10 protein-coding genes are annotated in these 13,766 nt (G+C 57.2%); 8 read left to right on the forward strand and 2 right to left on the reverse strand.

Going from position 1 to position 13,766, the window contains the following annotated elements; genetic code table 11:
- The first annotated feature begins 3 nt into the window (after window positions 1–3).
- The 8 genes from I6F12_RS11240 (at window position 4) to I6F12_RS11275 (ending at window position 10,757) form a co-directional block, all read left to right on the forward strand.
- The gene (locus I6F12_RS11240) at window positions 4–792 is read left to right on the forward strand and encodes an ABC transporter permease (RefSeq protein ID WP_036015439.1); all 789 of its coding nucleotides are present in this window, start codon (window positions 4–6) and stop codon (window positions 790–792) included.
- Between the two features lie 298 nt (window positions 793–1,090).
- The gene (locus tag I6F12_RS11245) at window positions 1,091–1,666 is read left to right on the forward strand and encodes a carbamoyltransferase N-terminal domain-containing protein (protein ID WP_338129102.1); all 576 of its coding nucleotides are present in this window, start codon (window positions 1,091–1,093) and stop codon (window positions 1,664–1,666) included.
- On the forward strand, window positions 1,663–2,775 hold the full coding sequence (locus I6F12_RS11250; protein WP_275969515.1) for a nodulation protein NodZ: 1,113 nt from the start codon (window positions 1,663–1,665) through the stop codon (window positions 2,773–2,775). The genes I6F12_RS11245 and I6F12_RS11250 overlap by 4 nt, the downstream gene beginning before the upstream one ends.
- A 723-nt stretch (window positions 2,776–3,498) precedes the next feature.
- On the forward strand, window positions 3,499–4,335 hold the full coding sequence (locus I6F12_RS11255) for an SDR family oxidoreductase (RefSeq protein ID WP_225137354.1): 837 nt from the start codon (window positions 3,499–3,501) through the stop codon (window positions 4,333–4,335).
- A 181-nt stretch (window positions 4,336–4,516) separates the two neighbouring features.
- The gene (nifA, locus tag I6F12_RS11260; RefSeq protein WP_225156253.1) at window positions 4,517–6,334 is read left to right on the forward strand and encodes a nif-specific transcriptional activator NifA; all 1,818 of its coding nucleotides are present in this window, start codon (window positions 4,517–4,519) and stop codon (window positions 6,332–6,334) included.
- Between the two features lie 508 nt (window positions 6,335–6,842).
- Window positions 6,843–7,706, forward strand: a complete 864-nt coding sequence (locus I6F12_RS11265) for an electron transfer flavoprotein subunit beta/FixA family protein (RefSeq protein ID WP_036015436.1) — start codon at window positions 6,843–6,845, stop codon at window positions 7,704–7,706.
- Window positions 7,707–8,871: 1,165 nt separating this feature from the next.
- Window positions 8,872–10,095 carry a GFA family protein gene (locus I6F12_RS11270; protein ID WP_225156254.1) on the forward strand — a complete coding sequence of 408 codons (1,224 nt, stop codon included), beginning with the start codon at window positions 8,872–8,874 and terminating at the stop codon, window positions 10,093–10,095.
- The gene (locus I6F12_RS11275) at window positions 10,080–10,757 is read left to right on the forward strand and encodes a 2OG-Fe(II) oxygenase (protein ID WP_036015434.1); all 678 of its coding nucleotides are present in this window, start codon (window positions 10,080–10,082) and stop codon (window positions 10,755–10,757) included. Before I6F12_RS11270 ends, I6F12_RS11275 begins: the two co-directional genes overlap by 16 nt.
- A gap of 634 nt (window positions 10,758–11,391) precedes the next feature.
- On the opposite strand, the gene I6F12_RS11280 is transcribed toward I6F12_RS11275, so the two are convergent.
- Complete coding sequence (locus tag I6F12_RS11280; protein WP_036015433.1) at window positions 11,392–11,589, reverse strand: hypothetical protein; 198 nt, start codon at window positions 11,587–11,589, stop codon at window positions 11,392–11,394.
- Window positions 11,590–11,895: 306 nt separating this feature from the next.
- A complete protein-coding gene (locus tag I6F12_RS11285) occupies window positions 11,896–13,188 on the reverse strand; it encodes a peptide ligase PGM1-related protein (protein ID WP_225126408.1) in 1,293 nt (430 codons plus the stop codon).
- Between the last annotated feature and the right edge of the window lie 578 nt (window positions 13,189–13,766).

Genomic DNA, 13,766 nt, shown 5'->3' on the forward strand with positions numbered 1-13,766 from the left:
GCGATGGATGAAGGTTATGCATCGTTGATGCCGGCTAACGCGTACAACTGGATCGCGGTATGGCGACGAAACTTCCTGGCATGGAGGAAAGTCGCGCTGGCATCGATTCTCGGCAATCTCGCAGACCCGATCACCAATCTGTTGGGCCTTGGCTTTGGCCTCGGACTCATCGTGGGACGGGTTGAGGGGACTTCGTACATTGCCTTTCTGGCGGCTGGTATGGTCGCAATCAGCGCGATGACATCAGCGACCTTTGAAACCCTGTATGCGGCCTTTGCTAGGATGGGTGTCAAGCGCACCTGGGAGGGAATTCTGTTCACACAGCTCACGCTCGGAGATATCGTTCTAGGTGAGTTGGTGTGGGCGGCCAGTAAGTCCGTTCTAGCCGGGACAGCAATCGGGATTGTCGCTGCCGCGCTGGGTTATGCATCCTGGTCGTCCATTCTTTGTGCGATACCAACAGTCGCCCTTACCGGCCTTGTCTTCGCCAGCCTGGCAATGGTCGTCATATCTCTTGCGCCAACTTACGATTACTTCGTGTTTTACCAGTCGCTCGTCCTTACGCCCATGGTGTTTCTCTGTGGCGCGGTCTTTCCGACGAGCCAACTGCCCGACTCATTTCAGCATTTTGCCAGCTTGTTGCCGCTCGCACATTCGGTCGACCTTATTCGTCCAACGATGCTTGAGCGCGGCGCCGACAGTGCCGCCCTGCACGTAGGTGCGCTCTGTGTTTACGCGGTCTTGCCATTTCTCGCGTCGACAGCACTATTTCGGCGGCGCCTGCTGCGTTGACGTGAGTTGAGCGAAAGGGAGAAAGTCAATCGATGCAGTGACATGAGTCCTTCCGCGGTAGCTCGCGAGCGGCCTGGTCTGTTACAGCGGCTTCTGCAACGGCCTTAAGAGGCCGTGATCAAGCCAGCTCTATGGCCGCCTGTTCGGTCTGCATCGGACGCCAGCACCCTATTTATGAGCGCCTGTCGCTACGCGCCGAGACAGACCTTGTAAAGTCGTGTTGTGCTGTCTGGCCCGCGCACCGGCGGAGCGTGACTGTATAGGTTACTTCGGTGGGACGGCAGTTGGCCTTCCCGTCATGACGATGGAGAACGGGATGTTGTGCCCGGGACTGAGTTGTGACCTTGATAAAATCCATGAAAGCTCTCCGGAGCTGCCGAATAGATCTGTTCACGATGGCGCTGCGGTTCTTGTGCAGGATCACCGCGTCATTGCTGCTGTCGAAGACGAGCGTCTCAACTGTGTCAAGCCATCCAACAAGCTCCCTAGCAACTCGATCCGATACTGCCTGTCTACCGCAGGAGTCGAGCTCGGGGAGATCGACCGCATCGCGTTCTACGCGACTGAAGCTTATTGCAAAACCACGCTCGAGCGTCCTGTTGTGTTTCAGCCGGTTACGTTAGACGCCAAACTGTTGCTGCGGCAGCTGCTGGCAGGGGAGTTCGGGGCAGAGATCGATCCGTCCCGAGTGTCCCTGGTGAAGCACCACGAAGCTCATGTGGCCACGCCTCCTATGCCTGCATGTGAGGGGGCCATTCCATCCGACGCGCAGGGAGTATTGGGCATTGGACTTCGGGCAGGTCGATGCAACACCGCTGAAGAAAGGACAGAAAGTGTTGAGAGGACGCGGCCATCACGGATAGCCCTGCTATGAAGTTCTACCGACGCAGCTCGCCGGCACCGCGATTGCAGACTGTGACGCCGGGGGAGAAGAGACCCGAGATGTCTGTATCGATGTCTTTTGTCCAACCAGGAGCGCGCGAAAAGGAAATCGAGATGGTTAGCGGTGCGATGAATGATCGGTTCGTAGTGTCCCGGCGACGTACGGGTTTTGGCGACTGTCTGTGGTCCCTGGCGGCAGCTTGGCGTTTTGCAAAGCAGACAGGGCGGACGCTAGCCATCGATTGGCGGGGGTCTTGCTATCTTGATGAACCATTCACCAATGCCTTTCCGGTCTTCTTCGAACCGGTTGAAGACATTGCCGGCGTGCCGGTGATTTGCGACGACGACATCAACAAACGTTCGTTTCCGGGACCATTCTTTCCGGTATGGTGGAACAAGCCATCTATCGATTGCGTCTACCGCCCGGACGAGCAGATCTTCCGTGAACGCGACCAACTCGATCAACTGTTCCAAAGTCAGAGCGATAGTGACGCTAACACGGTTGTGTGTGATGCCTGCCTGATGTGGCGCTGCGATCAGGAGGCGGAGCGAGAGATCTTTCGGAGCATCAAGCCGCGAGCTGCAATTCAGGCTCGGATTGATGCTATCTACCGCGAGCACTTTGAGCCGTACAGCGTGATCGGCATTCATGTCCGGCATGGCAACGGTGAGGACATTATGGGGCATGCTCCCTACTGGGCGGACGCGGAGCGCGCCTTTCGACAGGTCTGTAATGCCATTGACAAGGCGAGGGCGTTACCACATGCGAAGCCTGTGAGGGCGTTCCTATGCACGGACAGCGCGCTCATCCTTGAGCAGATGTCGGCAATACTTCCCGATGTTTTTGCGATTCCAAAACAGTTCCAGGCGCCTCACGCCGGCCCGTTGCACAACGCCGCCCTCGGAGCCGAGGGTGGCTTTTCTGCCCTCACTGAGATGTATCTCCTTGCGCGCTGCGACACGGTGATCCGTTTTCCCCCAACGAGCGCCTTCACGCGCTATGCGCGTCTCTTTGCTCCACGCGTTATAGAGTTCGAGTTGAACGATCCGAGCAGGTTGATCTTGGTCGAAGACAACTCGCAAGAGCTCGTAACTTCATGAAAGTTGTAGCGCGCTTGATTGACCTGATTGTCGCTCTTTGCATCCAAGAGTACTGCCAGTTCTTGTACAGGCAACAATCGTCTGCCCAACGTGCTGCTGTTGGCGAGAACTTGCAGCGAAGAGCGGAACGAAGCGACGGCCGGGTGCCCTGGCTTGAGCCATGACGTCGATAACAACCGCCCTAAAGTGCTGCGCAGCGTTAATCAGACGGAACACGTCGTCGTCATGCTTCGGTAAGCTACAAATCGGAGCTGATCAGTGCTCGACCGTGGATGAACATATCAGTTCGCCAGCTCGTGCCTGGAGCCAACCCGTCCAGCGATATCCCGAGTTCTGCCCAGGGGTGCGACAAACAGAATCGACGAATGACAAATCTGACGTGCGAGGCGGGTACGTCAGTTTTGGAGTTAGCACGGCAAAATGTCCGTGGTCGCTCCCGAGCGGTCGTTGACTTCGGTGAGGCGGCGACAAGCCGCAGCTCATTCGGTTGCGCGATCAAGAAAGCGAGCGCGGTCCGTCCCCTGTGATGAAGCAGGCGAGTGTGCTAGAGAGCTTACGTAGCTGATTTGCCATTGTTGTCACAAAGCACACCCACGGCTGTCTGAAATCGGCCAAGTGTTCGGCGTGCGCGACGTTAGGACGCAAAATGGAGGTGATTTATCTGCACCGCAGTGGCGCAAATCCTGCTAATCGTCCGCTGGCCTAGCAGTAGAGGAGGCGGCCTTGGATCTCGATCTGCCGAATGACAATCTGATTAGAGAGCCGCTGGCCGAAACACATTTGGGTTGCCTCGTTTACGCCGATAAAGCGCGTGATAATCGTAGAGAACAAAAGACGATGTTGCTCACCGGGGCATCGCGCGGAATTGGTCATGCCACTGCCAAGCTGTTCTCGGAGGCGGGCTGGCGTGTCATTTCTTGCGCGCGCCAACCTTTCGACAGCCAGCGATGCTCCTGGGAGGCAGGGAATGACGATCATTTCCAGATCGACCTCAGCAATCATCGAATGCTGCCGCGTGCGATCACCGAGGTCAAGAAGCGCTTGGCTGGTGCGCCCTTGCACGCGCTGGTGAATAATGCCGGGGTCTCGCCGAAAACGCCCACTGGCGATCGGATGACGTCGCTGACCACGTCAACCGAGACCTGGATGGGGGTGTTTCATCTTAATCTGGTAGCTCCGATCCTGCTGGCGCAGGGTCTGTTTGACGAGCTAAGAGCCGCGTCAGGAGCAATCGTAAATGTGACTTCAATAGCAGGCTCACGGGTGCACCCATTCGCCGGTAGCGCCTATGCGACGTCGAAAGCGGCGCTTGCGAGCCTCACACGCGAGCTGGCCTATGATTATGCGCCGCATGGCATTCGCGTGAATGCGATCGCACCCGGCGAAATCAAGACCGACATGCTATCGCCGGACACGGAAGCCCGTCTCGTGCCAAGTATCCCGCTGCGCAGAGTGGGGACCCCGGATGAAGTGGCCAAGGTCATCTTCTTCCTGTGCTCGGATGCGGCGAGTTATGTCACGGGAGCCGAGGTGCCGATCAATGGCGGGCAGCATTTGTAAAGCCGCCGCTCTGGCGACGCAGCTGACGTGTCCTGCAGCGGCACGTATGTTCTCCGCTGACGACGCGCACGATCCGCAAAAAGTGAAACGAGGGCACATTGCAAGTTTCGTGTCGTGCCATAATAAGGTGTCACGGTTCTATGTCATCCCGTCAACACGTGGGGCTAGATCAGAGAGTGACATGCAAAACGAAGCTCGCCAATCCCAGCATGACTCCAGGGAGGATAATCAAGACAACGGAGACAGGCTCATGCTGCATATCCCATCCTCGGGCGAACGACCTACCTCGCAACCGGAGCCGGAGCGTAATCCCTCGGGGCAGCCGTCGTATGAGAGCGCGCTGGCCGGCATCTTCGAAATATCGAAAGTAGTCAGCGCTCCTGATCGGCTCGAAGTCACGTTGGCCAAGGTCCTTGGCCTGCTGCAATCGTTTGTGCAGATGCGACACGGCATCGTCTCACTATTCCGCGATGACGGCATCCCGGAAATTACCGTTCGCGCCGGCTGGAGCGAAGGCAGTGACGAACGTTACCGCACGTGGCTGCCGCAGAATGCAATCGCCCAGATCGTAGCGACAGACGGGCCTCTTGTTGTCGAGAGCGTAGCCGGCGAGCCGGCCTTCAGCGCTGCCGACCGGGAGCTTCTCGGCGCCTCCGACAGCGTGCGCGTATCGTTCATTGGGGCTCCTATTCGTATCGAAGCGAGGGTCGTTGGTACGCTGGCGGTAGACCGTATCCAGGACGATAGTTCCAGTCTTCGGCTCGAGTACGATGCGCGGCTGCTCGCTATGGTCGCCGACTTGGTGGGACAAACAGTGAAGCTACATCGCTTGTTCGCCTGCGATCGCGAACGATTGTTAGTGGACAAAGACCAGCCACAGAAGGTAGTTGAGCTTGGGGTGGTCGCTCGCGAGCGCAAGAAGCTTCACGCCCACGGGATTATTGGCGACAGCGCCGCGCTGAGCGGGCTGCTCGAGAAGATTGCGGTTGTAGCCAAATCGAACAGCACGGTTCTGCTGCGTGGCGAATCCGGCACCGGCAAGGAGCTCGTAGCCAAGGCAATTCACGAGTCCTCGTCCCGTGCTAAACGACCGTTCGTTAAACTGAATTGCGCGGCGCTGCCCGAGACGGTCCTGGAATCGGAATTGTTTGGCCATGAGAAAGGTGCCTTTACCGGTGCGGTCAGCTCGCGCAAGGGGCGCTTCGAGCTTGCTGACAAAGGGACGCTATTTCTGGATGAGATCGGAGAGATCTCAGCTCCGTTCCAGGCGAAGTTGCTGCGAGTTCTGCAAGAGCAGGAGTTCGAGCGCGTCGGCAGCAATCACACGATTAAGGTCGATGTTCGAGTCATAGCTGCGACCAATAAGAACCTTGAAGAGGCTGTGGCAAGGAGCGACTTCCGCGCGGACCTCTACTATCGTATTAGCGTAGTTCCCTTGTTGTTGCCGCCGCTGCGCGAAAGACGCACTGATATTCCGCTGCTAGCCAGAGAGTTCCTCAGAAAGTTCAACAGCGAGAACGGCCGTACGCTCACCCTGGAGGCGAGTGCGATGGATGTACTGATGAACTGCGGGTTTCCGGGAAATATTCGCGAACTCGAAAACTGCATCGAGCGAACAGCGACGCTGTGTACTGGGCCGTCGATTGTGAGAAGTGACTTTGCATGCTCCCAAGGCCAGTGCCTTTCCATGATGCTCTGGAAAAGCACATCGAACGACAAGACCGACGTGGCGGTACCCATGCAGCCGATGCCTGCAAAGTCCATCATTCCGCTAGCTCAAACGACGTTGCCACCGCAGTCTGTCTGCGAATCGGCCCCACTGGCACCTGCCGGCACAGTTCTCGTTGGTGGTTCGAGCATGACCGATCGCGAGCGTGTCATTGCGGCCATGGAAAAATCTGGCTGGGTGCAGGCCAAGGCAGCGCGCCTACTCGGACTAACCCCGCGCCAAATCGGCTATGCGCTGCGAAAATACGGAGTTGAGATAAAGCGGTTCTGAACAACCACATCCGCCGGAACTTCTGCTGCCAAACAGATAGTTGAAGAATGATTCCGAAGAGGCAATCTACGCCCTCTGAAGGGAATGGGCCGGCCTGCGGCGACGACGTGGCGCGCGCGCAACATGGATTTGTGCGCCATGAGTTACAGAGCCTCACCTGCGCACCATACAATCGCGAACCGTCGGTAGCTCGAACATGTAATAAGCTATTATCCCTATTCTGCGGACGTGTGAGCGGCAATGCTTAACCGTCGATCGGTCCGATGCCCGCAGGTGGTTCGCGGCAGTTAGCCTGCGAGCATTCCTTGCGTCTCTCGGCTGGCGTGACGAGCGGAACCGCGTTGTCGGTGCCCTGACTTGTGTCGGCATTCGTTCGTCAGGAAGAGCGGGCTGGAGCGACTTATCGCCCGTTTTAAGCCCTTGTGACAGCGAGCCGATTCCGAAACGGCGGCGATGGTACAACACTTGCTGTTCTCTTCGTAGCTATCGCAACTGTTGGAGCAACATCGTGCACAATGTCGTCTGCATCAAACAGGTTCCGGACTCGGCGCAAATCCGTGTTCACCCCGTGACCAATACAATCATGCGCCAGGGAGTGCCGACCATCATCAACCCATATGACCTCTTCGCGCTCGAGGCCGCGCTGGAGGTGCGCGATCGATTCGGCGGCGAAATTACCGTGCTTACCATGGGACCGCCATCGGCAGAAGAGTCCTTGCGAAAGGCGCTGGCTTATGGTGCTGATCGCGCCGTCCTACTCACCGATCGCTGCTTTGCGGGCTCCGACACACTGGCCACAACGTATGCACTTGCAACCGCCATCCGGAAAATCGGTAAGGACTATCGCCCGACGAATCTCATTTTCACGGGAAAGCAGACCATCGACGGCGATACTGCGCAGGTAGGGCCCGGCATCGCAAAGCGAATGGGCGTAGTGCAGCTAACTTACGTCGCGAAGATCCGATCCTTGGACCTCGCCGCTCAAACGATTGAAGTGGAACGACGCTGCGAAGGAGGTGTGCAGGTGTTGCAAACCAAATTGCCGTGCCTCGTCACCATGCTTGAGGCGACTAATCAGATCCGGCGCGGCGCGATGGCGGATGCCTTGCGTGCAGCGCGTGCCCAAATCGTGAAATGGAGCGCGCAACAAGCCGGTGTCGAAGACACCTCCAACTGCGGCCTCAAGGGCTCGCCGACGGTCGTTAAGCGTGTGTTCGCTCCCTCTGCGCGGGCCGAGAGGGCGGCGCTGGTTGAGGCCGCTGAGCAACCGGCGCAGGCGTTGATAGACGCAATTTTCTCGCTTCAACCGAAGCTCGAACCCGATCTTGCGGCACTTGCTCGTGACGCTCGATCCGGAGAGTCCAGGCCATGATAGTGGATACGCCCGAGGAATGTATCACCGCCGCACCCGTGTCGGAGAGCGCACAACAAGTGCCGACGCATCTCGGCCAGCTACCAATAGCGTCTGCCAATGGTATCCGTCGATATCGCGAGCAGCGGGGCCGCATGTTCCGTAGACCACCGCGCGGGATTGTCGGGGCACAGACAAAGGGGCCTGCGCATGTTCCAGGGTCCCGTTCGGCCGTGTTGGAGGTCGTGGAAGGCCATTGCTTCTCACGTAACGGGCACGAGCCAAGACTGAATAGTCAGCGACCCGGGTCACCGTACTAGCGCTGCCGTCTGCACGCACAAAGCGCTGTCGCTGGCTTCGGAGCGCAGAGTCAACCTATGCGTCGCCTTTGAAGCAATCTCCGCGATTGAGCAGACCTGTACGCATGTGAGCGGCCGCTGGCTCTTCGCTGTTTGCTTTCTGACAGCGGCGCGCAGGCTCTGAAGTTCGATACACTCGCAATGAGGAGGCGTCACGACCGTTTTATCAACTTGGTCAGATCCTACGGAGCGAATTCAACAGTTGGCATGATGATTGCTGTGAGCCACCAAGAACTTAGAGGCGGTCATCGCGAACGCGAAGAACGGGCGAGGGTCTCTGTGAGATGCTTTGTGCCGCCAGCAGCGGTATGACACCAGCCTCCAAAGGACTTAAGAGCATCATAGGTACAAATTGGAGACTACAATTCTGTCCCAGGCTGACAGCGGTTCGACGAAATGGCGGGAGCAGCAACCGCGAGGCTTTGATCCATTCGCCCAACATCGCGAAAGCTGCAAGCGCGCCGAGCGGCCAGGCACGCCACTCGCGCACGCGACATTAGCATCAAAATGGCGTGGGCGGCGCAGTATCCATTATGAGTCTCCGCGCGAATGCTGCTCGTGGCGGGCGTTGCGGCGTCGGACTGCTCGTGGACGGGAATCCGATCGGATTCCCGCCGCTCCAATACTGAACGCATTCCTTCAATGCTCATGAGTTGGACTGAGCATGGCGCTGTCTGCCATCGCGAAGGAAACTACCGAAAGTTCGCCTGGAAGGTGAACGCGATCATTGGCCCTTCGAAGCCGATGAAACCCAGGACGGTTAATGGTTGGCCCGGACACGAAGTTGCTCCGTCAGGGACCGTTCGCTTCTCATCTGCAGGGGTCACATGACATCTCAAGCGTCTCGAGCTGCAGCGGATCAGCCTCCGAAGATATGCTGCGAGTACCTGACCGAGCAAGCGCGAGCCCTGTTCGGCCCGCATCCGTTCGCCGCGCAGATGTCCGAAGATCAGGTAGCCAGTCTGCTGCCCGAATATCTGGCGATGTCACAGGCGTTCCCGTACCTGCAGGCGGGGTCCCAAAGGGACCTCATATTTGATGCAATGCGTCACAATCGGGATATTGCGCGAGACATTGAGCTGACCAGCGTGGTCGCGAACTTTATCTGTTGGGATGAGACCGGTGGCCATGGCCGAATTCTCCAGGGGGGCAAGGCCGCGCTACCGGATATTCTGTTGACGAAAAACTTTCACTCCAACCTGTTGAAAAAGGATGCCTCCCAACTACTCGGCCGAGCAATACTGCCCAACTATACCTCTAGGACGAAGCAGTACCTGCATTCTCTCTATGCCGGATTGTCCTCGAAAGACTCCCTCGTTCGTTGCGCTTACATGGTAGCTTTTGAGCTACATGCTGCGGACATGATCCAGTCGCTGTGGACCACTCTGGCCAAAACCTTCAAAGCGCAGCCGGACGATCTTGAGTATTTTCGCAGCCATGTCGGCGGAGAAGATCCCGCGGAGAAGTACCACGGAGAAATGACAGGCCGGCTGATTGGTGAACTTGTGCAGCCTGACCGTAGTGGTCGCTTTTTGGATGAATTCTTTAGAGCCTATCGGATCAGCGTCCAGTGGTGCCGCGATCTCATCGGAATTGCGGCGCGCACGGGAGATGATCACTCGGAGATCCAACATCATGGCCGTTGCCATTGTGGCTCTATCAAGTTCTACGTCAGAGCGCCGCGAGAGCTCTCTGGAGTTCGATGCAATTGCTCGATTTGTCAAATGTCTGGGTTTATCCACTTGCTCGTAACTGGCGATAAGCTACGCATCGAGCGCGGTGAAGAATTTCTCACTACGTATCAGTTCAACAAGAACATTGCTCGGCACACGTTTTGCCGGCTCTGTGGGGTAAAACCATTCTATAGGCCGAGGTCGAACCCATCCGGGTTCAGCGTGAATATTCGATGCCTGGATAGAAGCACGATCGCACGCGTAAGAATAACCGAGTTCGATGGCGAGCATTGGGAGCAAGCATTCGTCTCAATGCACCAGGACCCGGAGTCCTGCTTCGAAGATCAAAGGAGTGAGCTCGCATGGCGCGCACAATGAGTGATAAATCCCGCCTGCTTTCAGAAGAAGTGCTGACAAAGTACCGCGTAGAGCTGTTGGTAAAGGGGACGGCCGTGATCGCTCCCCAGATATTGTTCACCCAAGCCGACTTGGCCAAGATCGATCAGCTGCAGGCTGAGATTCCGGAAGAAGAAGTGCGGGAGGGAGATGCCGGCGACTTCCACAGCGTCTTTGTGAAGCGCGTGAGGGTAGCTCCACCCGGCCACAGGCCTAGCAACGTGAGTGGTACAGCTTCAGGGCAGATCATGGAGCTAATTGAAAGTAAAGACCGCAGCTTCGCGCTGAGACAGATCTTCGGGGCATCCTCAGATTACGTGGTTCGCCGATGCCAAATGCATCGTATGCCGCCCGGGTCCTTTGTTGGCATCCATTTGGATGCGGAGAGTGATCCGGATTTCGAGTACTCGGTGATTGTGCAGCTAGCGAGAGACTTCGACGGGGGGGAGTTCGTGGTATATCCTACTAGGCACGAACAGCACGTATTCCGACCGCCATTTGGCGCCGTGCTTGTCACAACATGTAAGGTCCGGCATGAAGTAAAGCCGGTGTCGAGCGGGGAGCGCCGATCTCTCGTCTACTTCTGTTCAAAACGCGGCGGCGCGAACCGCCGGATCATCGAAAGTTCTGGCGCTCGGCTATGAGGTAGCGCGCCTAATATGGTTCTCTGAGAATCGGGTGGCGGGCGAGTTCTCCGGGAACTTATTACATTTCTCATCTTGTGGTCAGCTGTTCGTCGTAAGGTCTGCGACAATTCTGGTCGGAAGCCTTGCTTAACATTGATCCATGTATAGGCCACCACGCGCCTCCGAGCAAAGATTGCTCGGTGATTGTGGCCATCTTCCTCGCTAGGGTGAGACCAGGGAGGCGCGTCGGCGCTGCGCGATGGTGTATCCCGGACGGCCTGGGTTTTCGCAAGCGGTAGTGGCGAGCCTCTCGCGTTTCGAGATGCGTCTCTTATCGAGCTGTCAAGGCGGGCACGCATCAGGGCCGGGTTCAAGGAGCGTACTGCAAAGCCTGATGTGGACTCTCTTCTGAGATTTGGACGATGGCTCGCGTAGGACCAGAAGAAGGGCATAGCCGCGTGTCTACGACACTGGCAGCGATGCAGCAGAGTTCAAAACTCCGGCGAGCGGGTCATCCTTGCCGCACTCCGTCGTCTGAGCGCCTCGCGGGCGGACACGCATCGTCGCAAGCCAGGCGAATCCCTCCGCCGATGAAACCGACCTCTTGAGAGTATGCAAGTCGCCTATCATCAAGGAAAATAAGTGGCACAGCTCAGCTGGTCAGAAGTATGCTACTGGTATTGGCAGCCTCAATGAGCATCTGCGTAAGAGCTCTAGGCCAGGCATCGCTGTTCAGCTTTGCGATCAGCCGGTTGACGAAGGTCTCACTCGCCATAACCCTCACCCGAAGATCGGTTCCGCGCTGTTTCACTTGCAAAGTCACTGGTTGCAAGCGCAGCCGCTTGAGCATGACTCTAATATTCTGCAACGTGGGATTGATGGACGCAATGCGCCTGGCCGATGCCGTTGCGCAGGATAGCCCGTTGCAGCGAGCGGTCAGCTGGGCGAGAAATATGTCCCCCGCAGGGGCACGATCAGGATCCGACGTTTGGCATTAGCGATCACAGCCTAGCCTCTCGCCGTGTCCGGCGTTGAAGCGAGGGCAGCCGGCCGCAGCGCCGAACCCATTTGCTCTGACTTTGCTCCCTTTTATCTAGGGGCTGAGAAAGCGCTGCTTTGGAACGGGGCAGTGAATTGAGCGTGTGAGATGTTCTCCCTAGGAACTCAAAAGTCGGTGTTGCTGATCGTGGGCCGCGGTCCTGTCGGGCGCAATCACAACGCACTCCACGGTACCAGCCTCCTCGTCGGCGGCAAGCGGGATCACGCCCGCCTTACGTGTGCGGTCGAATAGGAATCCTTCTTTGAAGAAGCGATCATGCGCCGCTTGAAAGGATGGCGATCGCACATTTCTTACAGATAGAATAACGTTGCGGCTGGAATAGTCGAAGCCGAGCAGCCGGATCGCAATGTTGTGTAACACCGATCCGCCACCCCAGCGGCCGTTCGCTTCATTGAACAGCAACCGTCCGTCTTTTGTGAAAATGGCGTCGATGTTGATCATTCCGCGATAGCCCAGGTCTCTCGCTAGTGCCACAAATCGGTAGGCATGCTCCTGGGCAGTCAACCATTGCTCGTTCTCCAGGTCGCTTGGAAGCTCAAGCCCCGTCCAGGTGAGAGCCCGTTCCGACCGATCTGTGCTTTTACGCAGGCGTATGTTTCCACTGTTGATAAAACCGATTGATGCATCATCCTGGATTGCATACTCGAGATAAAATAAAGATCGGGCCAAGTGGTATGATTCCACGACCAGCGTCTTACACGATGCTGTAGTGATCTCAGAGTAAAGCGCGTCAGGATCAAGCGACGGCCACGAAATCATCCGAGTATCTCTGGCTCCAGGTAGCGGATCGCTTTTGCTGCCGGTCAAGATGACATTTCCGACTCCTCCAGCTCCATTATCCAACTTTACAATGACCCTGCCGGTCTCGGATTTGAGGGCAGTGACCGCTTTGAATAGTCCATTTGGGTCCGTCGCGACACATCCATGAGGGAGCGGAAGTGCGACGCTTGTTGCCAATTGACGGAAGTGGCTCTTGCGATTCAAAAGATCAGGCCCGCGCTGCAGAGCGAAGTCGTACCCGGTCTTCGATATGCCAAGTTTGGCCGCCAAGCGTGCGACACCTTCAGTAAAGTAGCAGGGATTCAATCGCCAGGCGGATTTCTGACGAATATGTCTTTTGAGCCGCTCGACAACGGGCTGGGACAGCAACGTGCAATCATCGAGGATCGTCGATTGGCGGCTCGCAGGTACAACAAGGCGAAGACTCGATGCATCGAAATCGAGCGTCGCGCCAATGAAGGATAACAGATCCGCCGGGATCACTACCGGGGAGACGATCAGGTCGCCCTCCTGAGCAAACCACGCTGAACGGTATGCCGAGCTGGCGGCCAGCGAACGTTGAGCCTTTGTTAGATGGGCGCCCGACATCTGAGGCGTACCGGCATTCATAATTAGGATCCGCGGCATTCGCGACCTCCGGGCATCTGGACTTGATCAGGATGGGATGGTCATGGCAAGCATGACAGCCTTGCCACCCCACCGTCCGGGTGTTTCAACTTGCTGCTCCAGCATGCCATGCAATAACGTCAGATGCCGCGCTGGTCACGCGGAGTAAGACGCCGGGTCACTTCGAAAACCTGCGCAGGCCCACCGTCTGTCACACATTTGCGCGATCGAGACGCCACGTGCGGGAAAGCAGCTTGAAGGTAGCGGGTTCGGCGAACTGATTTTGTGCGCTGCTGCGCCAGAGGAGGGGCTTGCGTCAGCTTCAGGAAAGCAGCGCCATCTAGGTGCTTCGGATTGAGTTCTACCTCGATCAATTCTGTCGTTATCGGCTCTCTGGCGGGGCGGTACGCGACCGCCACTTCGTCCAGATCCGAAATGCCCCACCATTGAAAGTTACGTGCTACCCTTAGCGCCGCAATCGGAACTCGCTGCAAAGTCCTCTCGACCGATGGGCCATCTGGCATAAGGAGCATGACCATCGACCGGTCCGCGGATCTGACCAGCTGAGGCATCCGAAGTCC

The organism is Bradyrhizobium sp. IC4059 (assembly GCF_020193615.1).
Lineage (GTDB): Bacteria > Pseudomonadota > Alphaproteobacteria > Rhizobiales > Xanthobacteraceae > Bradyrhizobium > Bradyrhizobium yuanmingense.